The organism is Flagellimonas aquimarina (genome assembly GCF_003149745.1).
In the GTDB taxonomy this organism is placed as follows: domain Bacteria; phylum Bacteroidota; class Bacteroidia; order Flavobacteriales; family Flavobacteriaceae; genus Flagellimonas; species Flagellimonas aquimarina.
Genome location: NZ_QGEG01000002.1, coordinates 321,910 through 346,384 on the forward strand (window position 1 = coordinate 321,910; position 24,475 = coordinate 346,384).

Annotated in this window: 23 protein-coding genes; 14 read left to right on the forward strand and 9 right to left on the reverse strand. The window is 37.9% G+C overall.

Annotated features, from left to right (window positions below):
- Window position 1 precedes the first annotated feature (1 nt).
- Window positions 2-1,231, reverse strand: a complete 1,230-nt coding sequence (gene pepT, locus DKG77_RS08225) for a peptidase T (RefSeq protein ID WP_109662059.1) — start codon at window positions 1,229-1,231, stop codon at window positions 2-4.
- A 146-nt stretch (window positions 1,232-1,377) separates the two neighbouring features.
- On the opposite strand from pepT, the gene DKG77_RS08230 reads away from it, so the two are divergent.
- The 8 genes from DKG77_RS08230 (at window position 1,378) to DKG77_RS08265 (ending at window position 7,395) form a co-directional block, all read left to right on the forward strand.
- Entirely contained in the window at window positions 1,378-1,749 is a 372-nt protein-coding gene (locus DKG77_RS08230; protein ID WP_133248439.1) for a hypothetical protein, read from the forward strand.
- Between the two features lie 54 nt (window positions 1,750-1,803).
- A complete protein-coding gene (locus DKG77_RS08235) occupies window positions 1,804-2,841 on the forward strand; it encodes a quinone-dependent dihydroorotate dehydrogenase (protein WP_109662064.1) in 1,038 nt (345 codons plus the stop codon).
- Window positions 2,842-2,854: 13 nt separating this feature from the next.
- Window positions 2,855-3,391: a DinB family protein gene (locus tag DKG77_RS08240; RefSeq protein ID WP_109662066.1), complete on the forward strand. Its 537-nt coding sequence runs from the start codon at window positions 2,855-2,857 to the stop codon at window positions 3,389-3,391.
- A 57-nt stretch (window positions 3,392-3,448) separates the two neighbouring features.
- The gene (locus DKG77_RS08245) at window positions 3,449-4,072 is read left to right on the forward strand and encodes a LysE family translocator (protein WP_243414890.1); all 624 of its coding nucleotides are present in this window, start codon (window positions 3,449-3,451) and stop codon (window positions 4,070-4,072) included.
- 21 nt (window positions 4,073-4,093) lie between these two features.
- The gene (locus DKG77_RS08250) at window positions 4,094-4,957 is read left to right on the forward strand and encodes a hydroxymethylglutaryl-CoA lyase (protein WP_109662070.1); all 864 of its coding nucleotides are present in this window, start codon (window positions 4,094-4,096) and stop codon (window positions 4,955-4,957) included.
- A 154-nt stretch (window positions 4,958-5,111) separates the two neighbouring features.
- Window positions 5,112-6,290 carry a hypothetical protein gene (locus DKG77_RS08255; protein WP_109662072.1) on the forward strand — a complete coding sequence of 393 codons (1,179 nt, stop codon included), beginning with the start codon at window positions 5,112-5,114 and terminating at the stop codon, window positions 6,288-6,290.
- Window positions 6,291-6,370: 80 nt separating this feature from the next.
- Window positions 6,371-6,901, forward strand: a complete 531-nt coding sequence (locus DKG77_RS08260) for an FMN-binding protein (protein ID WP_109662074.1) — start codon at window positions 6,371-6,373, stop codon at window positions 6,899-6,901.
- Window positions 6,901-7,395 (forward strand): hypothetical protein, encoded by a 495-nt coding sequence (locus DKG77_RS08265; protein ID WP_109662075.1) that lies wholly within the window; start codon window positions 6,901-6,903, stop codon window positions 7,393-7,395. The genes DKG77_RS08260 and DKG77_RS08265 overlap by 1 nt, the downstream gene beginning before the upstream one ends.
- Before the next feature lie 72 nt (window positions 7,396-7,467).
- Here the strand turns inward: DKG77_RS08265 and DKG77_RS17260 are convergent, their stop codons facing one another.
- Window positions 7,468-7,818, reverse strand: coding sequence for a DUF6686 family protein (locus DKG77_RS17260; RefSeq protein WP_109662077.1), 351 nt, complete (start codon window positions 7,816-7,818; stop codon window positions 7,468-7,470).
- A 140-nt stretch (window positions 7,819-7,958) separates the two neighbouring features.
- On the opposite strand from DKG77_RS17260, the gene guaB reads away from it, so the two are divergent.
- Together guaB and DKG77_RS08280 are read left to right on the forward strand one after the other, a co-directional pair.
- A complete protein-coding gene (gene guaB, locus DKG77_RS08275; RefSeq protein ID WP_109662079.1) occupies window positions 7,959-9,431 on the forward strand; it encodes an IMP dehydrogenase in 1,473 nt (490 codons plus the stop codon).
- A 150-nt stretch (window positions 9,432-9,581) separates the two neighbouring features.
- Window positions 9,582-10,667: a DUF819 family protein gene (locus tag DKG77_RS08280; RefSeq protein ID WP_109663680.1), complete on the forward strand. Its 1,086-nt coding sequence runs from the start codon at window positions 9,582-9,584 to the stop codon at window positions 10,665-10,667.
- Window positions 10,668-10,679: 12 nt separating this feature from the next.
- Here DKG77_RS08280 and DKG77_RS08285 read toward each other — a convergent pair whose 3' ends face one another.
- The 3 genes from DKG77_RS08285 to lysA form a co-directional block, all read right to left on the reverse strand.
- Window positions 10,680-11,210 carry a thioredoxin family protein gene (locus tag DKG77_RS08285; RefSeq protein ID WP_109662081.1) on the reverse strand — a complete coding sequence of 177 codons (531 nt, stop codon included), beginning with the start codon at window positions 11,208-11,210 and terminating at the stop codon, window positions 10,680-10,682.
- A gap of 69 nt (window positions 11,211-11,279) precedes the next feature.
- Entirely contained in the window at window positions 11,280-11,693 is a 414-nt protein-coding gene (locus DKG77_RS08290) for a DUF3995 domain-containing protein (protein ID WP_109662083.1), read from the reverse strand.
- Window position 11,694: 1 nt separating this feature from the next.
- On the reverse strand, window positions 11,695-12,933 hold the full coding sequence (gene lysA / locus DKG77_RS08295; RefSeq protein WP_109662085.1) for a diaminopimelate decarboxylase: 1,239 nt from the start codon (window positions 12,931-12,933) through the stop codon (window positions 11,695-11,697).
- A gap of 162 nt (window positions 12,934-13,095) precedes the next feature.
- Here lysA and DKG77_RS08300 point away from each other — a divergent pair, with 162 nt between their 5' ends.
- The 4 genes from DKG77_RS08300 to DKG77_RS08315 all read left to right on the forward strand — a co-directional run bounded on the left by DKG77_RS08300 (window position 13,096) and on the right by DKG77_RS08315 (window position 16,256).
- Window positions 13,096-13,737, forward strand: coding sequence for an LON peptidase substrate-binding domain-containing protein (locus DKG77_RS08300; protein WP_243414891.1), 642 nt, complete (start codon window positions 13,096-13,098; stop codon window positions 13,735-13,737).
- A gap of 145 nt (window positions 13,738-13,882) precedes the next feature.
- Window positions 13,883-15,076 (forward strand): ADP-forming succinate--CoA ligase subunit beta, encoded by a 1,194-nt coding sequence (sucC, locus tag DKG77_RS08305; RefSeq protein ID WP_109662089.1) that lies wholly within the window; start codon window positions 13,883-13,885, stop codon window positions 15,074-15,076.
- 235 nt (window positions 15,077-15,311) lie between these two features.
- Window positions 15,312-15,713 carry a hypothetical protein gene (locus DKG77_RS08310; RefSeq protein WP_109662090.1) on the forward strand — a complete coding sequence of 134 codons (402 nt, stop codon included), beginning with the start codon at window positions 15,312-15,314 and terminating at the stop codon, window positions 15,711-15,713.
- A gap of 117 nt (window positions 15,714-15,830) precedes the next feature.
- Window positions 15,831-16,256 (forward strand): Hsp20/alpha crystallin family protein, encoded by a 426-nt coding sequence (locus DKG77_RS08315; protein ID WP_109662092.1) that lies wholly within the window; start codon window positions 15,831-15,833, stop codon window positions 16,254-16,256.
- Window positions 16,257-16,390: 134 nt separating this feature from the next.
- Here the strand turns inward: DKG77_RS08315 and DKG77_RS08320 are convergent, their stop codons facing one another.
- Genes DKG77_RS08320 through DKG77_RS08335 form a run of 4 tightly spaced genes read right to left on the reverse strand, consistent with a single transcriptional unit; the run spans window position 16,391 to window position 24,456 of the window.
- Window positions 16,391-17,926: a M20/M25/M40 family metallo-hydrolase gene (locus DKG77_RS08320; RefSeq protein ID WP_109662094.1), complete on the reverse strand. Its 1,536-nt coding sequence runs from the start codon at window positions 17,924-17,926 to the stop codon at window positions 16,391-16,393.
- A complete protein-coding gene (gene uvrB, locus DKG77_RS08325; protein ID WP_109662095.1) occupies window positions 17,923-19,908 on the reverse strand; it encodes an excinuclease ABC subunit UvrB in 1,986 nt (661 codons plus the stop codon). The genes DKG77_RS08320 and uvrB overlap by 4 nt, the downstream gene beginning before the upstream one ends.
- 43 nt (window positions 19,909-19,951) lie before the next feature.
- Window positions 19,952-21,694 (reverse strand): T9SS type B sorting domain-containing protein, encoded by a 1,743-nt coding sequence (locus DKG77_RS08330; RefSeq protein WP_133248440.1) that lies wholly within the window; start codon window positions 21,692-21,694, stop codon window positions 19,952-19,954.
- A gap of 47 nt (window positions 21,695-21,741) precedes the next feature.
- Window positions 21,742-24,456 (reverse strand): T9SS type B sorting domain-containing protein, encoded by a 2,715-nt coding sequence (locus tag DKG77_RS08335; protein WP_109662099.1) that lies wholly within the window; start codon window positions 24,454-24,456, stop codon window positions 21,742-21,744.
- Window positions 24,457-24,475: the final 19 nt, after the last annotated feature.

The following is a 24,475-nucleotide window of genomic DNA, read 5'->3' on the forward strand; positions in this document are numbered from 1 at the left end:
CTTACTTAATTTGAATTGCTGTAAGCTCACAAATCTTAACAATTACTTGAACCGCCTTTTCCATACTTTCTAATGGTACATACTCATATTTACCATGAAAATTGTGACCTCCAGCAAAGATATTAGGACAAGGTAAGTCTTTATAGCTTAATTGGGAACCATCTGTTCCTCCGCGTATTGGTTTTATAATAGGCTCAATACCAAGAGACTCCATAGCTTCCTTTGCAATTTCAACAATATGAAAAACTGGTTCCACTTTTTCTCTCATGTTGCGGTATTGATCTTCTATCTCAATCGTTAAAAAATCACCATATTTACTTATAAGTTTTTCAGTAATGTCCTTAAGTAGTTCTTTTCTTGCTTCAAAGTGGTTTTCATCATGATCTCGGATAATAAGTTCTATTTCTGCTTTTTCAATTTCTCCTTTAATTTTGTGCACATGGAAAAAACCTTCCCTGTCCGAGGTCTTTTCTGGGACTTCTTTAGGGGGTAAAAGACTCAAAAATTCATTGGCAATACCAATGGCGTTTACCATTTTATTCTTGGCATAGCCCGGGTGGACACTTTTTCCTTCAATCTTGATTTTTGCTTTGGCTGCATTGAAGTTTTCAAACTCCAATTCACCTACTTGACTTCCATCCATTGTGTAAGCCCAAGCTGCACCAAATTTATCCACATCAAATTTATGGGCTCCCCTGCCAATTTCTTCATCAGGAGTAAAAGCAATACGGATTTCGCCATGCTTTATTTCCGGATGCTGCGTAAGATATTCCATTGCTGTAATAATCTCTGCAATTCCTGCCTTATCATCCGCTCCCAATAAGGTGGTGCCATCTGTAGTAATCAATGTTTGACCTTCATACTGCAGCAAGTCTTCAAAATAATCTGGAGATAATACAATGTCTTTGGCTTTATTGAGGACAATATCTTTTCCATCATAATTTTCCACTATTTGTGGCTTAACGTTTTTCCCTGTAAAATCTGGTGTAGTATCTATATGGGAGATAAAACCTATAATGGGCACTTTTTTGTCAATGTTGCTGGGCAGAGTTGCCATGATATAGGCGTTTTCATCTATGGATACTTCCTGCATTCCAACCTGGTGAAGTTCCATAACCAGTTTTTTGGCCAAATTCCATTGTTTTTCTGTACTTGGAGTAGTTTTGGAATGGGGGTCACTTTGCGTATCAATGGACACATATTCTAGAAATCGAGGTAGTAATTTTTCCATAAAGTGCGTTTCATCAAAAATAACGTTTATTCAATCGTGATTTTAAGAAAAAAAGTGCTTGAAAAGTTATCTTTCCCAACTTTTGAAAACCAACCCAATTGAAAGCAACTCTTTTTTATTTTTTTCTGTTTGCCAACCTATATGGAATGGCCCAGCAAGATTGCATTTTAGGCATTGGTGGTCAAGATGACGAAATGATTTCAGAGGTTTTTCAACTTAATGACGAGCAAATGGAAAAAATGAGAAACTGGAGTGCCGAGCTCAGAATTAGAAATGAGATTTTAAAGAATCAGGCAGAGTTTCTTTTAAAAAAACATGCGCAGAGTTCACCTGAGGATTTGGTGGCCATGTCCCAAAAGTACAAGGACATTTTAGATAGTATGAAACAGAATGTGCTACGGCAGGACAAAAGATTACTATCAATTTTTAATGAGAAACAGTACAATTTCTATCTAGAACTTTGTAGCCAGTTGACCTTGCAACCTATATATGTAAGTAGGTCAGTTGACGAAAAATAGAGGATTTGTTAAATACTGTTTTAAGAGTTTATATTTTTGTTCAAAATTTTTTAGATGTACAAGCTTCTTATCCGTCCTTTAGTTTTTTTGCTTGATGCTGAAATGGCTCATCATTTCTCTTTCCGGGCGATAAAGATACTTTCCAAATTAGGGTTTTCTGGACTTTTTAGAAAAGCGTTTGTTATCAATGACCCATCTTTGGAACGTGAGGTTTTTGGGTTGAAGTTCAAAAACCCAGTTGGATTGGCAGCAGGATTTGATAAAGATGCCAAACTCTACAACGAACTCTCCGATTTTGGTTTTGGCTTTGTTGAAATAGGCACACTAACACCTAAGCCGCAAGAAGGAAATCCTAAAAAAAGATTGTTTAGGTTGTTGGATGACGAAGGAATTATCAATCGTATGGGCTTCAATAATAAGGGTGTTTTTGAAGCGGTAGAGCAGCTAAAGAAAAAACATAGAGTACTTATTGGGGGCAACATTGGCAAGAATAAATTAACGCCCAATGAGAATGCCACAAAGGACTATCTTATATGTTTTGAGGCTCTTTTTGAACATGTGGATTACTTCGTTGTAAATGTAAGCTCGCCCAATACACCAGGGCTTAGGGAGTTACAGGACAAAAAGCCTTTAACCAAGTTATTGAAAAAGTTAAAGAATCAAAATGGGAAATTGGCTAAAAAACACCAATTAAAAGAAAAACCTATTCTACTAAAAATTGCCCCAGATTTAACAGATGACCAGTTGCTGGATATTATTTCGATCATGGAGGATTCGGCAATTGACGGAATTATTGCAACGAATACGACTATTTCAAGAAAAGGCTTAAAAGCCCACCTTACCCTAGCGGAAGAAAAAGGTGGTTTAAGCGGAAAACCACTTGCCAAAAGAAGTACGGAAGTAATTAGGTTTTTAGCGGAAAAAAGCAACAAAGCGTTTCCCATTATTGGGGTGGGAGGGATACATTCAGCTGAGGATGCCCTTGAAAAGTTGGATGCAGGTGCTGATTTGGTACAGCTTTATACAGGTTTTGTTTATGAAGGACCTGCACTTATCAAAAAAATAAATCAGGCTATACTCGCAAAAGTCTAATTCAATAGTTACAATGAAAAATATAGTTTGTACATCCGCAGCATTTCTATCTGTGTTAATGATGCTTGCACAAAATAATGGGGAACCCAAGACAGAGTTCACAAAAATGTACCTGCCCGTTTGGGTTGAGGCCCAAGAACACTGTTTGGAAGTTGCGAATGCCATGCCCGAAGACTTATATGGATATCGGCCCACACCCGAGAGTAAGACATTTGCTGAGCAAATGGTCCATATTGGATATACCATAGAATTACTAACCAAAAGATATGTGCAAGGAATGGATGTGAAGCCAAATACGCCGGATGCTTCTAAAATGACCAAAGCAGAGATAATACAGCTCTTGAAAAAAGGATTTTCATATACAACAGAGGTTATTCATACTATTGAGCAATCAAAATTGGAAGAAACCTGCGTTATGTACCATAGCGGAAATACAGTAAGTAGGGCTTTTGCCTTTTTCTATGTGCAAGACCATTTAACCAATCATAGGGCCAAGGCCAATCTTTACCTAAGAATGAACAATATAGAACCACCAGCATATACCTGGTAGAACACTCATCTTTGCCGTATACATTATTTTGTAAATTTCTAGACTAAACCTGGTAATTTGAACTACGACACGCTTTTGGTATTTATAATGGCTTCTTCGGCACTTGCCATTTCGCCGGGTCCAGATAACATTTTTGTGCTCACCCAAAGTATCTCCAATGGAGTGAAATCCGGATTGGCCACGGTAGCTGGCTTGGTCAGCGGATGTCTTGTACATACTACTTTGTTGGCCTTTGGTGTTTCTGAGGTCATTAAACGAAGTGATTCACTCTTTTTCGGCATCAAACTTTTTGGAGCCGCCTATCTAATATATTTAGCCATAATGGTCTATAGAAGTGATGCTGGTATTTCTTTGAACAAGAAAGCCAGAATAGAGGGGTTGTCCAAACTATTCTGGAAAGGCTTTACAATGAACGTACTTAACCCTAAAGTGACTATTTTCTTTTTGGCTTTCTTTCCAGGTTTTCTTTTCAGCAATGAGTTAAACATCGTAATTCAATTCTATGTACTGGGATTACTCTTTATGTTGTCAGCCTTTGTGGTGTTCAGTACCATTGCATTCTTGGCCGGAAGTATTTCTGGCTACCTTTTAAAAAATCCAAATACAGGTGTTTACCTAAAATGGTTACAAATTCTAGTTTTCATTGGGATTGCCATTTACTTATTTCTATCGGATAAATAGTGTTAATTTTACAGGCAACCTATGTCAAAAATTAAACTCATAGAATGTCCTAGAGATGCCATGCAAGGCATTAAAACTTTTATTCCAACCCAGGAAAAAGTAAAGTACATTCAATCCTTGTTAGGGTGCGGTTTTGATACCATTGATTTTGGAAGCTTTGTTTCCCCGAAAGCTATTCCACAAATGGTAGATACAGCAGATGTGTTAGCACAGCTGGATTTGACCAAGACCAAGAGCAAGCTATTGGCAATTGTAGCCAACACAAGAGGAGCTAGCGACGCATGTGAACATGATGCCATTGATTATCTGGGATATCCATTTTCAATTTCGGAAAATTTTCAAATGCGAAACACACATAAAACTATTGCACAGTCTGTGGAAACTTTAAAAGGTATTTTGGAGATTGCAAATACCAAAAATAAAGAGGTGGTCACCTACATTTCTATGGGTTTCGGAAACCCTTATGGAGACCCTTGGAATGTGGAAATAGTAGGGGAGTGGACGGAAAAACTAGCGGGAATGGGAGCTAAAATCCTGTCATTGTCGGATACTATTGGTAGTTCAACACCAGAAATTATAGACTATTTGTTTTCCAATTTAATCCCCAAATACCCCGATATCGAATTTGGAGCCCATCTGCACACAACACCAACCAAGTGGCATGAAAAAGTAGATGCTGCCTACAAGGCGGGGTGCAGACGTTTTGATGGTGCCGTGCAGGGTTTTGGTGGATGTCCTATGGCAAAGGATGAACTTACCGGGAATATGCCAACAGAAAAGATGCTATCTTATTTTACCACAGAAAAAGCCGATTCGGGGGTGAACTGGATGGTTTTTGAAGCCGCCTATAATAAGGCCACAGAACTCTTTTCCGTCTATCATTAAATTCTTTAAATGCTACTTTGAAGTTTGCCAAAATGTTAAATCTTAAAATTTATTTAAATTAAGTCTAAATAAATTTGGTCTATTCTGTTGGTCTAAATAAATTTGCGCTCTCTTTTATTTAAAACTAATCTAAATAAACATAACATACTTTTCAATGAGACATTTTATTCTCTTTTCAACAGTATTATTTTCATCTCTGATTTTTGCACAAACCCAAACAGATTCAATCACATTAGACCCCCAAAAACAAATTAATGCGGCCCAAAGACTACTTTCGGGCAATTACGCTTCTGCTGTTACGGTTGGTGCCTATGGAGAGATGTTGTACAATCAACCAAATGGTGAGAATGGTGAAATTGATGTGCAACGATTGGTTGTTTTGTTCGGATATCGATTTGACGACCGTACACAGTTTGTTACGGAAATTGAGTTTGAACATGTTGAAGAGGTATTTGTGGAACAAGCATTTGTAAATTACAATGCAGCTCCTAACTTCAATGTACGTGGAGGGTTAATGTTAGTGCCAATGGGCATAATTAATGAGTTTCATGAACCTACTACTTTTAATGGTACAGAAAGGCCGGCTATAGATAACGTAATAGTGCCCACGACTTGGCGTGAACTTGGAGTTGGGGTTACCGGTAGATTCAATTCTATTTCATTGGGGTACCAAGCCTATCTTTTTAATGGATTCAAATCTGCAGAGGCAGATGGTGAAGGAGGTGTAAATGGTATTTTAAGAGGGTCTAATGGGTTACGCAGTGGGCGTCAAAAAGGAATTAGATCTACGATAGATAGTCCAACATTTTCTACCAAACTGGATTATTATGGCATTCGTGGCTTACGATTGGGACTATCAACTTATTTTGGAAGAACCCAAGCAGATGATGATATAGAAGAAGTTGATGGTTCAGATATTGGTATTGCCATGCTGGGGCTTGATGCTAGATATGCCTACCAAAGATTTACAGCAAGAGGACAATTTATCCACGCTTCACTTTCAGATACAGAAGTTTATAACAATGCCACCGGAAGAGATTTGGGCAGTGCCTTGCAGGGATGGTATGTTGAGGGGGCTTATAATCTGCTTCCGGCAGATAAAAGGCAAAAGCTTTTTGCTTTTACCCGCTATGAAAAATATGATACGCATGCCGACACTGATAGCATTTTGGTGGAAAACGAAGCATATGATAGAACAGATGTTACAACGGGGCTTACTTACCATATTGCTCCAGGAGTTGTTATAAAAGGGGATTATCAGTTCAGGAGCAACGCCCTTGATGGCGATGATGTTACTGACAGACTTAACTTTGGGATTGGAGTGTGGTTTTAGTTCATACCTTTTTTAAAATTGTTAATACATTCTTTAGCTTATTTTTATTCATAATAAGTCTAAATTAATATATTTGAAGTATGAAATTGGTTAAATCATATGTCGCCATACTTACACTCATCATAATCTGTGGTTTTGGAATGACAACTGGAGTGCACAAAAGAGTTGTTAAAGAAGTGGGAAAAACATTTGAGGTGACCGATTTTACTTTGAATCCAATTGAAGTTCAGGAAGATTTGAACGTAGAACTTCCCACTAAAATTTCCGGAGACAATTTATTTAGGGTTCATGCCGGAGAGGGGCTTTTAGGATATGTTTTTGTGGGCCAAGCCCCGAGCAAGACAGCCAAATTTGACTATTTAGTAGTATTTGATGATGAGGTGAAAGTTATTAATTCAAAGGTTTTGGTATATAGAGAGGAATATGGTGGGGAGATAGGAAGTAAACGCTGGTTAAAACAATTTCTTGGTATGACTGGGGGAGATAGGGTGGATGCTGAAACTAACATTGATGCCATTTCAGGAGCAACAATATCGGTTCGTTCAATGACCAGGTCCATGGACAACCTTTTTCAAACCATAGGTATTCTTCAGGAAAAAGGACAACTATAATGAACTATAATGGGCTTTTGAGCACATTTCCAAGGGAAATACGCCTTTTCATTGCGGTATTTGTTGTTATACTTTCCATAGGGTTTTTTACAGGATTGTTATTTGTAAAACAAACAGAAGCGACCACTCCAGCCGGTGTTGAAGAAAACTACCTTGGTAACGAACAGGATGCGGATGCCACAATAATGAAGTTCAAAAAAGGAGAGCGCGAAATGCTTACCATTGTGCACACTCACATTCTATCTATGTCCTTTGTCTTTTTTTTATTGGGCGCACTTGTGTGGATTACAAAACTCCCTAAAAAATGGAAACTTTTTTTAACTATTGAACCTTTCCTTTCCGTGCTGCTAACTTTTGGCGGAATATACCTAATGTGGATAGGTATTACATGGTTTAAGTTTGTTGTTATTTTTTCAGGTATATTAATGACCCTTACCTTTACATTTTCCTCTTGCTTGGTTCTACTGCAATGTCTTAAAAAAAGTGAACATTAACAGTATAAAAAGGAAAGCCGCTGAATCCAATAACCGCTTTCAAAACCACTAAACCCTGAGAACACTTGGGGATTAGTTTTCTAACAAGGTATAATCAATATCCTTTAGCTTCAAAAACTTGATTGGATTCTTCTGAATGTTCAACAAACTCTTTATTTCAGATATCTCCTGTCTATTTACAAGAATTATAAAGCATTTGTTACCGACGGAAATGGGTATTTTTCGCTGATGCAATGATTTCTTAAAAGTTTTTTCCCAATATTCTAAATCCAATTCTGAAAGATGCGATTTAAATGATTCTAATTCCCATTCGTAATATTCAAAGCACAAATTATTAAAAACCATTTGAAAAAGTTTGCTCTCATTACAAAAGGTCAATATCCCATTTTTGGACTGATTCAATATTTTTGAAGAAGGGCACATATAGTAGAAGTTATAATGTAAAGATAAAATTATTTATAATAAGTCTAAATAAAAATAATGATAAAACTATTGTCAATTTTATAACAGGAAGATTTGAATTAAAATATGGTATATTTGCACGCAATTAATCCGTAATTGCAATGGAAGCCCACCTTAACAAAATTCTTGGCGAAGGTTTAACGTACGATGATGTACTACTTGTGCCGGGATATTCAGAAGTACTCCCAAGAGAAGTCAATATTCAGACCAAATTTACAAGAAACATAACTATTAATGTCCCTATAGTTTCCGCTGCCATGGACACGGTTACAGAGTCGCAAATGGCCATTGCCATGGCACAAGAAGGCGGCATTGGCGTTTTGCACAAAAACATGACCATAGAACAGCAAGCTATCAAGGTCAGGAAGGTGAAAAGGGCGGAAAGCGGAATGATAATGGATCCTGTTACACTCCCCTTAAATTCCATTGTTGGAGATGCAAAGGCTAACATGAAAGAGCACAGCATTGGTGGAATTCCTATTGTCGATTCTGATAAAAAACTAATAGGGATTGTTACCAATCGTGATCTACGTTTTGAAAAAAATGATGATAGACCTATTGCAGAAGTGATGACCACAGAAAACTTGGTTACCGTAGGTGAAGGAACTTCACTTGAGGAGGCAGAGGTCATTTTACAGAAGAACAAGATTGAAAAACTCCCGGTGGTCAATGATGATTATGTGTTGGTTGGGTTAATCACCTTTAGGGATATCACTAAACTTACCCAAAAGCCAATGGCCAATAAGGATCAATATGGCCGGCTAAGGGTTGCCGCGGCAATTGGTGTCACAGGAGATGCAGTGGATAGGGCAGGAGCTTTGGTCAATGCTGGAGTCGATGCCATTGTAATTGATACGGCGCACGGCCATACCAAAGGAGTTGTAAATGTGCTCAAGGAAGTTAAGAAAGCTTTCCCACAATTGGAGGTGATAGTAGGAAATATTGCCACTGGAGAAGCGGCAAAGTATTTAGTTGAAGCAGGTGCAGACGCTGTAAAAGTGGGTATTGGCCCCGGCTCTATTTGTACCACGCGAGTGGTTGCAGGAGTAGGGTTTCCCCAATTTTCTGCTGTTCTGGAGGTAGCTGCTGCCATAAAAGGAAGCGGAGTTCCGGTAATTGCAGATGGAGGAATCCGATATACAGGCGATATTCCAAAAGCCATTGCTGCCGGAGCAGATACTGTTATGCTGGGTTCATTGTTGGCAGGAACCAAAGAATCTCCAGGAGAAACGATTATTTATGAAGGACGGAAATTTAAATCTTACCGAGGAATGGGTTCTGTTGAAGCCATGAAGGAAGGAAGTAAAGACAGGTACTTTCAAGATGTGGAGGACGATATTAAAAAATTGGTTCCAGAAGGCATTGTAGGTCGCGTTCCATACAAAGGCGACTTGTTCGAGAGTATTCACCAATTTGTTGGAGGCTTGCGAGCCGGAATGGGCTATTGTGGTGCTGGGGACATTGAAGCCTTAAAAGAATCGGGACGCTTCGTCAAGATTACTGCTAGTGGCATCAACGAAAGTCACCCACACGATGTTACCATCACTAAAGAAAGTCCTAATTATAGCAGATAGTCCATAACCGGATTCTAATTCTCTTTTTATTATTTATCCAAATGGTTTGTTGGATAACTAAACCCATTTGTTATGTTTGCTATTGGAATTACATTCTAGAGCATGAATTTTATAGAAAACCCTGTTTACGTATTAACAGTTTTATGCCTGATGGTAATTTTATCATTGTATGCAGCTAAAACAAAATGGGGCAAACCTATGGGTGCTGCATTATTGGTCATTGTTTTCACCGCAATTGTTGCCAATTTGAAGCTGATTCCATCCGCTTCAAATACGATTCCACTGTATGATGCTATTTTTAGTTATTTGGCACCTATCTCCATATTTTTCTTATTACTGGGGGCAAACCTAAGATCCATTAAAATGGCTGGTGGACCCATGATAGGTTTATTTTTGATAGGTTCATTGGCCACCGTAATGGGTATTTTGGTTTCATGGTACCTGGTTTCTCCACAAAATGTATTGGGTGGTGATGGAAAAATTTTAGCAGGAATGTTAACCGGAACCTATACTGGTGGTAGTGTAAATTTTAATGCTGTTGCATTGGCATATGATTTTCAGGAGCGTGGAACACTTTATGCGGGAGCCATTGCCGTAGATAATGTAATTACAGCAATTTGGGTAATTGTCACCATAGCTTTTCCTGTGTTGCTAAGACGTTTTTTTAAGGATAAAAAAATAAGGGCGTCTTCTACTGAAAATGATAAAACCGAAAACGATATGATCAATTTACAATCAATGGGTTGGTTATTGTTTATTGGGTTGGCCGCGTTCTTGGTCTCTGAACTCATTGCTGAGGTATTTCCAAGAATACCATCTATAATTACACTTTCTACTTTCGGGATCATACTTGCGCAAACCTCCTTTGTATCTAAACTAAAAGGTGGTCACACACTAGGGCTATATTTGGTTTATCTGTTTCTTGCCGTAATTGGTGCTTATTGTGAAATAAGTTCAGTAATAGCGTTAAAGGAAGTTGGACTTACACTATTGCTATTTACATCAATAGCAGTTTTTATTCACGGATGTATTATTGTTCTTTTAGGAGCTTTCACCTTTAGAGATTGGGATATGATTTCAATAGCAAGTCAAGCGAACATTGGAGGTGGTACTTCTGCTATTGCACTTGCAGAGACTTTTAATAGAAAAGAGCTGATTTTACCTGCAATATTAGTTGGGACTTTGGGTAATGCCCTTGGGACCTACTTGGGCTTTCTAGTAGTGTCGATTTTGTAAATAAAGGCCAATCTATTTTCCTAGACCAGCATAGGTGTTCCAATCTTTATCCTTGTAGATATTGTCACCAAAATAACGAGCAATCTGTAAAAAAGGTTTTACTTTCTGATATCCAGGAACAGGAGATAGCATATTTAATTTTTCATCTAGAAATACAACTGTAGGGTAACTCATTTTCCCCTGTAACAAAGCAGCAGCAAATTCATGATATCCTCTTCGACCAGAAGCCACAAAGTTGAATGTTTTACCTTGAAAATCAATGGGGTCTTTACCTTCGGCATCTAATTTGACCATATAGAAATTGTCTTGCATGTAGGCAGCTACCTCATCATTTTGAAAGGTGTCTTTATCCATTTTTTTACACCAGCCACACCAGTCTGTATAAACATCAATAAACATTTTTTTTGGCTCCGCATCGGTCTGTGACAATTCAACCGCTTCGTCCCAACTTAACCATTCCACATTTTGGGCTTGGGTTTGAAATCCAACCAAAAGAAAAAGAAGTAAACTTATTTTAGTAATGTAGGTAAAAACTGAGCGCATCGTTCTTTATTTTGAGGGTTTAGTCTTACGACTATTACAAAACTAACGAAAATTGTGCCAAAATAGTATTTAACCGAATACCTCTAAAATAAGTATTAAAGCTCCTAAAAGAAGGCATAAAGGTGAATAGTATCGAGTGTCAAGAGCAGAAAACTTACTATTCTTGGCAGATTTGAAAAAACCAACGTATTTAAAATCCCCCAAAGCACGCACAATAAACAAAAGACCAATACCTGCTGAAGTATAGTTTAACCAGCCAGATTCAATATAAACAGTTACTTTGTTTATGAACACAAAAGCAAAGAAAAGTAATGCGATACCTACTAATACGGCTCCAAATTTCCCCGGAGACTTTACTTTATTGCTTTTTAAGTTAGTGGGAAGTACGGTAGAGGGATCCTTAATGCCAAATAAGGCCCAGTAAAAATGAAGACCAGCCAGAAAGATTAAAGTAATGGATATGAATATAGCAATAACCCCCATGCTATTTGGCGGCTATTTTTTCTGGAGATTCAAATAGTTCTTTTACATCTACTTGATTTCTAAGAATGTCATCAAAAGTCTCTCGTTCTCGTATTAAATGGGCTTTTCCATTATGCCAAAGCACTTCAGGAGGTCTAAATCTGGAGTTATAATTACTGGCCATTGTAAAACAATAGGCACCGGCATTTTTAAAACATAAAACATCACCTTCAGAGATTTCACTAATCCTTCGGTTGCTTCCAAATGTGTCCGTTTCACATATATAGCCAACAACAGAGTAATAGCGCTCTCTTCCCTTTGGGTTGGAAATGTTACTTATTTGATGTGATGCTCCGTATAACATAGGCCTAATTAGGTGGTTGAACCCTGAATCTACACTGGCAAAAACAGTAGAAGTTGTTTGCTTTACCACATTTACTTTGGCCAAAAAGTAGCCTGCCTCACTCACTAAAAACTTCCCCGGTTCAAAAGCTAAGGTAAGTTCTTTTCCATACTCTGTGCAGAATTCGTTGAATCTTGTTGTTAATTTTTTTCCCAATTCTTCAATGTTGGTTTCAATGTCTCCAGCTTTGTATGGAACTTTAAAACCACTTCCAAAGTCTATGAAATCCAAATCTTTGAAATTTTTGGCTGTTTCAAATAAAATCTCAGATGCATAAAGAAAGACGTCAATGTCCAAAATATCACTCCCAGTATGCATATGAATTCCATTGATGTTCATTTGGGTCAAATCCACAATACGCAACAAATGTGGAATCTGATGAATGCTGATACCAAATTTTGAATCTATATGACCTACAGAGATGTTAGAGTTGCCCCCTGCCATTACATGGGGGTTAATGCGTATGCACACCGGAACATCTGGATGCTTGCTGCCAAACTGTTCCAATACAGATAAATTATCAATATTAATTTGAACACCAAGAGCAGAGGCCTCTTCAATTTCCTCTAGAGAAACTCCATTTGGCGTATAAATAATGGATTCTGGCTTAAACCCCGCCATAAGTCCCAATTTTACTTCTTGAATGGAAACGGTATCTAAACCACTTCCCAAATGTTCCATTAGACGAAGGATCGATATATTGGAAAGAGCTTTAGCCGCATAGTTTAGACGTAGATTGCTAACCCCTTTGAAAGCATTGGTTAAGCGTTTAAATTGAGAAGAAATTTTTTCAGCATCGTATACGTATAGGGGGGCACCAAATTGCTCTGCAATTTTCAATAGATTTAAGGAATTCATATGCTATAAGTCTTTTGAACAAAACTAAACGTTGCCATCTAGTTCTACAAGAATATCAGGTCAATTAATATAAATATAACAATTTGTTTTAAAAATAACAATCAATCAAATATTTCTACTTGTTCCTTTAAACTTGACATTGTACATTTAACACAAATTACAATGATGAGATTACCCCTATTGCCATTGCAATCTGTTTTCTTTCCAGGAGAAACCGTACCACTGCATATTTTTGAAGAACGCTACAAGCAATTGATCAATGATTGTAGACAAGAGGCTGTAACATTTGGTATCCCCGTTTTTATTAACAATACTTTGTCTTTTGGTGTTGAAGTACAATTGGTTGAGGTTGTAACAACATATGAAAGTGGGGAAATGGATGTAGTTTGTGTAGCTAGACAAGTGTTTAGAATTCTGTCTTTTGAGAATCAGATGGAAGGGAAGCTTTATGCTGGAGGTGATGTGGAATTTTTGGATATTGAAAATGAAGCTGACGAAGAATTGAGAAAAGAAGTTCTGTTAAAGGTTGAACAATTATATAATCTGATGGATGTACCTTTCACAAAGATCTCTCCCAAGCATTTTAATAGCTATTCACTTGCACATAAAATGGGACTCTCTTTTGAACAGGAATATGAACTTCTTCAAATTTCGAATGAGACAGATCGGTTGTTGTTTATTAAAAAGCACCTAGAAACCACTACTACAGTGCTGGGAGAAGTTAATCGCACAAAAGGAATTATTGAAATGAACGGGCATTTTAAAAATTTTGATCCTCTGGATTTTAAAAATTTCACGGTCTAGTTTATTGTCGTTTTTTTGCAAAATGGGGAGTGGCTTTTTTGGATAATACTATTAAAATAGAGCACATTTCCAATTATTCTTTCTTCACCTTCTATTTGTCAATGTCGTTTTCTATTTTTGTCGGCAAATAAAAGTTAGTTCACAGATGAATCTTCATGAATATCAAGGGAAAGAAATTTTAGCCAGTTTTGGAGTAAGAATCCAACGCGGATTAGTTGCACGCAATGCAAAAGAAGCAGTAGATGCTGCCAAAAGACTTACACAGGAAACAGGTACAGGATGGCATGTTATAAAGGCGCAGGTACATGCAGGTGGCCGAGGTAAAGGTGGTGGAGTAAAACTTGCCAAGAACTTGAAAGAAGTAGAAGAGATAGCAGGAAATATAATAGGAATGAACCTTATAACTCCTCAAACTTCTGCTGAAGGTAAAAAAGTACACCAAGTACTTGTTGCGGAGGATGTTTATTATCCTGGTGATAGTGAGACCAATGAGTTTTACATGTCGGTTTTGTTAAACAGGGCTACCGGTAGAAATATGGTCATGTATTCTACGGAGGGAGGAATGGACATTGAAGAAGTGGCAGAAAAGACTCCGCATCTTATTTATACCGAAGAGATTGACCCAGCAACAGGATTAATGCCTTTTCAAGCGCGTAAAATTGCTTTTAACCTTGGACTATCTGGTACGGCTTTTAAAGAAATGACAAAATTTGTATCATCACTATATAAGGCTTATGTTGAAAGTGATTCAAATATGTTTGAAATCAACCCTGTTCTAAAAACATCTGACGATAAGATCATGGCGGTAGATGCCAAGGTGTCCATAGATGATAACGCCCTATATAGAAGAAAGGCCTATGCAGAAATGCGTGATTTACGTGAAGAAAACCCAATTGAGGTTGAAGCACGGGAAGTGGGACTAAACTATGTTGATCTAGATGGTAATGTAGGGTGTATGGTAAATGGAGCCGGACTTGCAATGGCAACGATGGATTTGATAAAAATGGCAGGAGGTGAACCAGCTAACTTTTTGGATGTGGGAGGTACTGCAGATGCTAAAAGAGTTGAGGAGGCATTCCGTATTATTTTGAAAGACCCTAATGTAAAGGCAATACTCATCAATATTTTTGGAGGTATTGTACGTTGTGACCGTGTAGCACAAGGTGTTGTAGATGCTTATAAAAATATGGGAGACGCTATAAAAGTGCCAATCATAGTAAGATTGCAAGGTACAAATGCAGAATTGGCCAAAGAGATTATAGACAACTCTGGATTGGCAGTACATTCTGCTGTTCAGTTTCAAGAAGCGGCTGATAAGGTAAAAGAAGTATTGGGATAGAACTTTCTCATTTTACAAAATACGGGGCAACGTTTTACTAACGTTGCCTTTTTTTGTTTTTTTTAATTACTTGGAATATCATTCCTTTGGTAATGCCCTTTAAAGAAATTCATACATAATTACACTAGATTATTTGAGTTGGCAAGCCGGGTCTTAAAGCAATTCAGGGTTTTTATGCACTAAAGTTGGTTGTTTTGGAGTTATCTTATATGAACCAAGCCCCAAAACCAACATAATGGGTACTCAAAAAGAAAAATTAAGCATTCTTTCAGAAATGATTGCCTTCGCTAGAGTGGATTATTCTCTTAAAGAGTCTGAATACCATTTTTTACTTGGGGTGGCCTCTAATTTAGGTGTTGATAAAGAAATATTTGATGCGCTCTTAAAAGAAAAATCTCCAAAAATAGTATTGAAATCTCAGGCTGAACGTATTGTTCAGTTTCATAGACTGCTGCTTTTAATGAATATAGACCAAGAACAGCACGAGAAAGAGATACATACGCTTCACAACATTGGTCTTAATATGGGGCTGCCCCCATCTGCAATTGGGCAAGTTTTAGAGGTAATGCATAAATACCCTGATAAGGTTGTTCCGCCTGATGTACTCATCAATATTTTTAAAGCACATTACAATTAAAGACATTTTGTCATTACTATTTGTTAATAAAATGCCAAAATGGCATATTTATTCTAACGGTATAGGATTTGACTATAAATGGTTGATTTAAATGTTTAATATAAAAAATGAATCGCCATGAGTATAGTAAAAAGAAATAGCTTGTTTTTTCCCTCTTTAATGAATGATTTGGTAAGACCAGATTGGTTTGGTGGCATGGAAAATCTGAATACTGATTTACCTGCTGTCAACATAAAGGATAACGACGAAAATTTTGAGTTGGAACTTGCCGTTCCAGGTGGTAACAAAGATGATTTTAAGATAGAGGTGGACAATGATGTTTTAACCATTTCCACTGAGGTAAAAACAGATAGTAAAGAAACAAAGGAGAATTATACCCGAAGAGAATTCTCTTTTTCATCTTTTAAAAGAGTATTTACACTACCAGAAACAGTCGATGGCACTAGAATTGACGCTGCATATGAAAATGGAATCCTTAGGTTGACTTTACCTAAAAAAGAAGAGGCTTTGCCAAGACCCAAACGATTAATTACAATCGAGTAAGTATAAGAAAGATATTGAAAGAGCACCTAACTAGGTGTTTCATGATGGTTGGTTTAGTTGGTTAGTTTGGAAGCGCGTTTCTGCACATTTTTGTGCTGGGAGCGCGCTTTCTTTTTGTTAAAACTTAAGAAACCTTATTGCATAGGTTGATTTAAGACAGTAATACAGGACATAATGCCTTCCAAAAAATTTCCTATTCTTAAATTCTCATTTGGTGCATGAATACTATTATCGGGATTAGGTATTCGCAGGGATACCGCTGGCACGCCAAGCGTATTTATAAATGGGCCAATAGGCTGTGACCCTCCTGTTGTTCTCATATTAATATAGTTGTTGTCAAATAAGCGGGTCATTGCAAGATTTAGCATTTTGCCCAGAGAAGAATCAAAGGAGGTACGGAAAGCACTTGAACCAAGGCGATAATCAAAAGATGCCATTTTTTTATATTTGGCCCTGTCTTCATCAGTAGGGGCTGAATCGACCAGATGAAAACCTTGATTAATAATATGCTGCTTTAATAGATTCATCAACCTTTTTCCATTTGATTCTGGTACCAAACGCATATCAATTTCTACAATCACTTCAGAAGGAATAAGTGTTCTCACCTCTTCACCTACCCAGGCAGCTTTTAATCCCCTGATGTTTAGTGAAGGATATTGAAGCGATTCCTGATAAGTCTCTCCCACCATATCTGGTTGGGAAATCCCAAGAGTAGTTTTAATTACCTCCATGTCTTCTGGAACTTGATTCAGTTTTTCCTTTTCCATAGCGCTTAATTCAATACCATCATAAAAACCTGGGATTACGACTTGACCCTTTTCATTCTTAAAAGAAGCTATTAAACGAGATGCCTCATAAACTGGGTTTGGTGCAAAATTTCCATATTGCCCACTATGCAAAGACCGTTTGGCACCAAAAACCCTTAAGGTAGCTGTTGCAATTCCTCTTGCTCCATATGTAAGAGTAGGTAAGTTGGATAGATGTCTTGTACCATCCATAATCAGTATGGCATCAGCTTTAAGAAGTGCACTGTAGCTCTTGACCACGCCAGGGAGATCGGGTGAGCCAAGTTCTTCTTGAAAATCCATAATCACCTTTATGTTGTATTCCGGTTTTTTATTCAATTTTTTCAAAACTCGTAATGCAGAAATAAAGGCCATCGCAGGTCCCTTGGAATCTGAAGCAGAGCGGGCAAAGATTCTCCAGTCTTTATCAAGCTCTGCATTATTTTCAATACTAGGCACAATTACCCAGTTATCATCAACTTTTTTCTTGATTACCGGTAGGTAAGGGCTAGGTTGGTTCCATGCCAAAGTATCTACCGGCTGACCATCAATCTGTAAGTAAAATAACATGGTCTTCGCCTTTTTTTTATATATCTTTTCTGCAAAAAGGAGAGGGGCACCTGTTGTCTCCAATCTTTGGGTTTTAAATCCCAAATCAGAGAAAATAACTGAACACCTGTTCAAGTTTTTTTCAATTTGTTCTGGAAAATTTCCATTGTTGGGAATTTGTAAAAACTCCAACAAATCTTTCACGGCTTCTGGCAACGCATTTTCAGAAGCATCTTCAATTTGTTTTTTACTCAGACTTTGCGCATTGCTTGCTAAGGCAAATAATAGGCAGGAAAAGACAAGTAAACATTGCTTTGGTAAAAGTCTTTTTATCATGATTCTTGCAAAATTTTTATTTCATCTCTCAACTTCGCAGCCTCCATAAAGTTTAATTCTTTGGCAGCTTTTTCCATGGCTTTTCTTTTATCGCGAATCATTTTTTCCTTTTGCTGTGAGGTCAAATACTCCAATTCGGGTTCTGCGGCTCGGAGTTCTTCTTTTTGAAAATGATAAGTAGAAACAGAATTTTTAGCCAATGCACTGTCCAAATTTTTATTTAGTGCTTTAGGAACGATGTTGTTTTCTGTATTGTACGTAATTTGCTTTTCTCTTCGGTAGTTGGTTTCATCTATAGTTTTACGCATGCTTTCGGTAATAGTATCGGCATACATTATTGCCATTCCGTTTAGGTTACGAGCTGCCCTGCCCACGGTTTGGGTCAAAGAGCGATTACTGCGTAAAAATCCTTCTTTGTCAGCATCCAAAATGGCAACAAGCGACACCTCTGGTAAATCCAAGCCCTCTCGCAGCAGGTTTACTCCAATGAGAACATCAAAAATACCTTTCCTTAGGTCCTGCATAATTTCAACACGTTCTAGAGTATCCACATCGCTATGTATGTATCGGCACCTAACATTAATTCTGGTCAGGTATTTTGCCAATTCTTCAGCCATACGTTTGGTCAGAGTTGTTACCAAGGTACGTTCATCAGCATCAACACGTTGTTGAATTTCTTCGACCAAATCGTCTATTTGATTTAGGCTGGGACGTACTTCAATAATTGGATCTAACAAACCAGTAGGTCTTATTACTTGCTCCACATATACTCCCTGGCTTAACTGTAATTCATAGTCTGCAGGGGTTGCGCTTACATAAATCACCTGATTTTGGAGTGCTTCAAATTCTTCAAACTTCAGAGGTCTGTTGTCCATAGCGGCTGGCAGTCGGAATCCATATTCCACTAAATTTTCTTTTCTGGAACGGTCCCCTCCATACATGGCGTGAACTTGGGGGATGGTTACGTGACTTTCGTCAATAATCATTAGATAATCATCTGGAAAATAATCTAACAGGCAAAAGGGTCTTGTGCCAGGTTCCCTACCATCCAGATATCTAGAATAGTTTTCAATTCCAGAGCAATAGCCTAGTTCCCTTATCATCTCTAAGTCAAAATTGGTACGTTCCTCCAAACGTTTTGCTTCAAGAGGTCTGCTTATTTCTTTGAAATAATCTATTTGCTTAACCAAATCATCTTGAATCAGATGAATAGCGTTTTGAAGAACATCTGGAGAGGTTACAAACATGTTTGCCGGATAGATGTTTAGCGAATCATAGACCTCAATAACTTTGTTGTTGAAGGGGTCTAAGGCTTCAATTTCTTCGATTTCATCTCCAAAAAAGTGAATTCTAAATGCATGGTCAGCATAACCGGGAAAAACGTCCACAACATCTCCCTTAACTCTAAAATTTCCATTTCTAAAGTCTGCGGTGGTTCTGGAATATAGACTTTGTACCAATTGTTTTAGAAATTTTGTCCTTGGGATAATTTGATCTCTATGAATGGATATCACATTTTTTTGAAATTCAACAGGATTTCCAATACCATACAAACAAGAAACGGATGCTACTACAAGTACATCTCTACGTCCTGACAATAATGATGAAGTTGCACTTAGCCTAAGTTTTTCAATGTCTTCGTTAATGGATAGATCCTTCTCTATATAGAGTCCACTTGTTGGGATGTACGCTTCGGGTTGATAATAGTCATAGTAAGAAACAAAATATTCAACGGCATTGTTTGGAAAAAACTGCTTAAACTCGGAATACAACTGAGCGGCCAATGTTTTATTATGGGCCAAAACCAAGGTTGGACGTTGTGTTTTTTCCACTACATTGGCAACTGTAAATGTTTTTCCGGAACCTGTTACACCAAGCAAGGTTTGGTGACTTTCTTTGTCGGCAATACCGTTAACTAATTGTTCTATGGCTTGAGGTTGATCACCAGTTGGGCTGAATTCTGATACTACTTGAAACTTCATTGTTTAAAATTACGAAGCAAAAAAGTACTTGGAAAGAAAAATGTTATCGTCTTAGTGCAAAATGACCTTTAAATTCTCGATTGTCTATTCCTACTGCCCTGTACCAGTAATCACTTGAAGGAAGAGGGCGCCCATTGAATAAGCCGTTCCATCCTATAGAATCTCCTCCAATCTGTGAGAGTAACCTCCCGAACCTGTCAAATATTGAAATTGACAGAATCTCAAAATCTTCAGCATTTGGGGGCGGAATAAATTGCCAAAAATCATTAAATCCATCGCCATTTGGTGTAAAGAATTTTGGAAAGCCTTCAGAAATAAGATCTTGCTCTACATCTTGAGCAAGAATACAACCATTCTCGTTTTTATCCCTAACGTAAACTGTATTGTCCCCTAAAGGAACATTTGTAAACACATTACTATCCTGATATGGGCCGTTGATGTCATTTAAAGCAAAATCATATTGGCTATTACCAGAAACATTTACTGTTAACCTTAGATTATCACCATCTCTTTCTACATCTATTGCGTTTATATTTGGTCCAGGGATTACTTCAACTGTGAATTCCTGAGATGTGGTACAAGGAATATTATTGCCATTTGGGTCTGCAAAATTTGAAACATCAAGCCTGTAAAGTCCTCCCTCTGTTATTTGAGCTTCTGATGTTTCCGATAACAGTTCTATTTCTGTACCTCTAGATGTAATAAGTGCCCATCTATACGTTTCAGCCAAAGTACTCGTAGACAATGTTATTCCTGGAGAGTTATCGCAAAGAGATATAGTATCAGGGAAATCCAATTCTGGGAAAAGGGTGATAAACTCTCCCGAAACACGATCTAGAAAAGGGCCACATCCAATTGCTGTTGAAAATGTTTCTTGCCCACAGTTTATGGCTTCTCCCAAATCATTAAATGGGATTATGGTAACAAAAAGGGTTCTGTTTGGTTCAAACTCAATGACCAAAGTTCGATTATTGGTAAATAACCCGTCTTGTAAAATATTGTTATCGTCTGGAGTAGTGCCAATAGAAACTCTATACCCTGAGGCGCCTGAAACAGGAACCCATTCCAATACTGGTGTTAAAGCAACGTTTGAATCCCCATTTCTTGGAGATATCAATGTAGTGCACCCAAGGTTGAGGACAATATCCGCTGTAGTAAATGACTGTGTTATACATCCAATAGATTGTCCAATGGCGTTAAAAGAACGTATCTCTACAAAAACCTGCGTATTGGTGGGTAAGTTAGCAGGTGGATTTACAAAAAGTTGATTTCCTGAATTGTTGAAAGTACCAAGGTCGTTATTTCCAGCAGAAGTACCTAGGTCAATTTCATAAGAGGAGGCTCTTGGAGCATAAGCCCAAGAAATGTTTGTTGATGCGTTTACATTTGTAGCACCATTTATGGGACTACTAAGATTAGCGCACTCAGGAACAGCGGTAATGCTTTCGGTGGTAAAAGGTATGCTAGGACAAACGATGTCTCCTTGGTTGTCAAAAAAGAAAAGTGTTATGGTAACAAATATCTGTGTGTTTTCTGGTAGGCCAAAAGGAGGTGAAAAAAAAGTCGCGCTTCCAACCAGTTGATTGGAAACAATATCATCTCCACCTGATGTTGTTCCCAATGATATTCTATACCCTGGCACACCTGGAACCTCGTCCCACACAATAGTAGCCTCCACAGGGACATTTGTTGAACCTGCAATGGGACTCAATAAGGACGGGCAGCTTTGGGAATTAACCAAAACAGGGGCTAGTAGAAGCCCTATGTATAGCAATTTTTTTAACATTTGATAAAAATCAAACCCTTTAAAATAATCATTTCTTTTTTTATGCACTAACGCTTGAGCGCAAAATGTCCCTTAAAAACTCTACCATCTTCCAAGGCCACCTTAAACCAATAATCCGATGCCGGTAACTCATTGTTGTTGAAAGTGCCATTCCAGCCTTGGTTTTTTGGACTTACTTGAGCCATTAATTTTCCAAATCGGTTGTAAATTGAAATGATGCTTTCTGCTTGGAACTGATCATTAATCCCAATGATTTGCCATAGATCATTAACACCATCACCATTGGGAGTAAAAAACTTGGGATATCCAATTACTGAGACCAAATCGGTTGAAACACCACAACCATTTTTATCTCTTACATACACCGTGATGAACCCGGGTTGAATATTTTCAAACATTGGCGAGTCTTGATAATTGACGGCATCTATTGAATATTCATAATCACCATCTCCAGAAACAGTAATTTCTACTAGATTGTTATCAGAAATGTCTTCCACCAGAATGTTTTCAATTTTGGCAATGTTGGAGGGTGCCACCTCAAAGCTAACTTCATTGAAACACTCGAAAACGCCGCTATTTGTTGTATAGCTATACCCCGCTTCAAGGGTATAGCTGCCAATAGAGGATATCTGTAAATCTTGCTGATCCCCAACCAGCTGAGAAGACCCCTCTATGTTTTTGAACCATCTATATAGATCAAACCCATCTGGGGCTTTTATTGGTAGTGGAGGGCCGTCAGTACACCATAATAGTTCATTTTCGTAAGTGAATAAAGGTGTGGGATTAACTATAAGATTAATTACGTCAATATCCTCACATTCATTTATATCCTCTATTCTTACATAAATTGATGTAGAGGAGGTTCTGTAATCTCCTGAAATTGGATTTTGCTCAAGACTTACATCTTCTAAGGATGTATAAAACGCAATATCCTGATTAGGGTAATTTATTTGCTGAAAATTGTCCAAATCAAAAAACCCCTCCAAAAACTGGTCTTCAGGTACATCATCACATGAGTAGTAAAAAAGTTCATCGTTTGGATCTAAAACAACGGACCGTACTTGAAGTTCTAACTCGCCAAAATTCTCACATCCATTTTCATCTTCAATTTTATATTGAATAGTCTGATTAAATGGTACGGAGTTAACATAGCCAATAGGATTAAGAATAGGGTTGCCTGAATTTAAATCAGCCACAGATTCGTAGAATAAAAAAGTGTAATCAAGGCTGAAAATGGCCTGTTCTAAATTGAACGATGTTACGCCATCTGTAGCATTATTTGTGTCAACATCACATTGTGCCAAAAAAATGGGGGGCGCTTCTGGTAAAGGGTTTACAGCTATGAAGCCTTCACCTATTATTGGGCATTCGCTGGGGTCGCTTAACGTTATTTCTAGGCTATAACGTCCAGAATCAGTCACATCTGCAGCATTTATTACCAATGTATTGCCGGAATTACTAATTGGACTTCCGTCCTTTTCCCAGGCATAAACTGCTCCTGGAATATTGTCGGCTTCAAGAGTGAATTGTTCCCCTTCACAGATGGTCAATGATGTTCCCGTTGAGCCATCTGCATTTTTGATTATTTCAATTCTATCAAAAAAGGATTGAATAAAAGGGGGTAACCCTTGGGTTGCATTTCTTCCATTTAGAAAAACTGCGTTGTGTCTGTAGTTTGCGGCATCACCTTTTTCGTTAGGACTTTCTATAACGCCTAGATAGGGTGTTCCTGTAAGGTAGTTTTCCGCTATGGTCCTGTATATTTTTCCATTCTGGCCAAGTTGAAGTGCACCTCTGTACATTGCTCTTCTATCAATTTCTACTTCTGAGGCAGAAATGTTGGGTGTGGTAAGGTCATATTGGACAAGTGATGATGAGTGCCCACCTACTTGACCTGCTGGCGCATTGTTAGAGGTATGGGCATATAAGAACCTTTGGTCGGGAGAAAATTCAATACCATAGGGAAATTTATTTGGCGCGGACACCAGAATTTGATTTTGATTGGTTAACACTCCAGTACCTAAATCAAAGTCATACAAATATAGACCAGAGGCTGAGTTGGCACTTGCCAGAGTATTTCCATCTGGAGAGAATTTTAGGTATCCTCTGGGGTCAAGAACGTTAAGATCATCAAACTTGCTATCTACAGGCGTTGTATTTACACCTGCCGAAGTGACTTCGAAGGCATGGTATGTATTGAACGGACCTGTATCCGGATTTTCAAGACCAAGAGCAACTACCCAAATGGATTTGTCCAAGCAGTTCTTTAAAACTGCCGATATCTTTTCAGAGCAAAACCTTAAAAGATTAATGTTCTTTTGTGTTACAGCACCATTTCCTCCATTAAGTGTAAGATCTACAACAGAGTAGTTTAATCCAAAATTGGGATCATTTTCTGCAGTGGAAGTATCAACCGTAAAAATGTACAAGATATTGGGGTCATCCGGTTTTTGAACTATTATGGCAGATTGCGTGCTGGAAGGGTCACCATAAAGGCCCGCTCCATTTTGTATGATATCATGATTCTGATCATAAACGCTAATACCGTCTGTGTAGAGCAAAAGATTGCCAACAGCATCTGAAATGGAAGCACAGCCCTCAAATGTATTTATCTTACCGTCATTAAGCGGTACAACAGTTCCATCATTGTTAAACCTGATTCCAGCGCCATTTCCAAAATACCAATTAGCCGTTTCTCCTTGACCAAAAACGAAAAAGGAAAACAGGAATGAAAGAAGTAAACAAATGTATTTGTTTGGCATTCAACAGATAAATAGTACC

Bases quoted from the DNA above. Each gene is read 5' to 3' on its own strand.
- pepT (WP_109662059.1), bottom strand. From the start codon at position 1,231: ATGGAAAAATTACTACCTCGATTTCTAGAATATGTGTCCATTGATACG.
- DKG77_RS08230 (WP_133248439.1), top strand. From the start codon at position 1,378: ATGGCCCAGCAAGATTGCATTTTAGGCATTGGTGGTCAAGATGACGAA.
- DKG77_RS08235 (WP_109662064.1), top strand. From the start codon at position 1,804: ATGTACAAGCTTCTTATCCGTCCTTTAGTTTTTTTGCTTGATGCTGAA.
- DKG77_RS08240 (WP_109662066.1), top strand. From the start codon at position 2,855: ATGAAAAATATAGTTTGTACATCCGCAGCATTTCTATCTGTGTTAATG.
- DKG77_RS08250 (WP_109662070.1), top strand. From the start codon at position 4,094: ATGTCAAAAATTAAACTCATAGAATGTCCTAGAGATGCCATGCAAGGC.
- DKG77_RS08255 (WP_109662072.1), top strand. From the start codon at position 5,112: ATGAGACATTTTATTCTCTTTTCAACAGTATTATTTTCATCTCTGATT.
- DKG77_RS08260 (WP_109662074.1), top strand. From the start codon at position 6,371: ATGAAATTGGTTAAATCATATGTCGCCATACTTACACTCATCATAATC.
- DKG77_RS08265 (WP_109662075.1), top strand. From the start codon at position 6,901: ATGAACTATAATGGGCTTTTGAGCACATTTCCAAGGGAAATACGCCTT.
- DKG77_RS17260 (WP_109662077.1), bottom strand. From the start codon at position 7,818: ATGTGCCCTTCTTCAAAAATATTGAATCAGTCCAAAAATGGGATATTG.
- guaB (WP_109662079.1), top strand. From the start codon at position 7,959: ATGGAAGCCCACCTTAACAAAATTCTTGGCGAAGGTTTAACGTACGAT.
- DKG77_RS08280 (WP_109663680.1), top strand. From the start codon at position 9,582: ATGGTAATTTTATCATTGTATGCAGCTAAAACAAAATGGGGCAAACCT.
- DKG77_RS08285 (WP_109662081.1), bottom strand. From the start codon at position 11,210: ATGCGCTCAGTTTTTACCTACATTACTAAAATAAGTTTACTTCTTTTT.
- DKG77_RS08290 (WP_109662083.1), bottom strand. From the start codon at position 11,693: ATGGGGGTTATTGCTATATTCATATCCATTACTTTAATCTTTCTGGCT.
- lysA (WP_109662085.1), bottom strand. From the start codon at position 12,933: ATGAATTCCTTAAATCTATTGAAAATTGCAGAGCAATTTGGTGCCCCC.
- DKG77_RS08300 (WP_243414891.1), top strand. From the start codon at position 13,096: ATGATGAGATTACCCCTATTGCCATTGCAATCTGTTTTCTTTCCAGGA.
- sucC (WP_109662089.1), top strand. From the start codon at position 13,883: ATGAATCTTCATGAATATCAAGGGAAAGAAATTTTAGCCAGTTTTGGA.
- DKG77_RS08310 (WP_109662090.1), top strand. From the start codon at position 15,312: ATGGGTACTCAAAAAGAAAAATTAAGCATTCTTTCAGAAATGATTGCC.
- DKG77_RS08315 (WP_109662092.1), top strand. From the start codon at position 15,831: ATGAGTATAGTAAAAAGAAATAGCTTGTTTTTTCCCTCTTTAATGAAT.
- DKG77_RS08320 (WP_109662094.1), bottom strand. From the start codon at position 17,926: ATGATAAAAAGACTTTTACCAAAGCAATGTTTACTTGTCTTTTCCTGC.
- uvrB (WP_109662095.1), bottom strand. From the start codon at position 19,908: ATGAAGTTTCAAGTAGTATCAGAATTCAGCCCAACTGGTGATCAACCT.
- DKG77_RS08330 (WP_133248440.1), bottom strand. From the start codon at position 21,694: ATGTTAAAAAAATTGCTATACATAGGGCTTCTACTAGCCCCTGTTTTG.
- DKG77_RS08335 (WP_109662099.1), bottom strand. From the start codon at position 24,456: ATGCCAAACAAATACATTTGTTTACTTCTTTCATTCCTGTTTTCCTTT.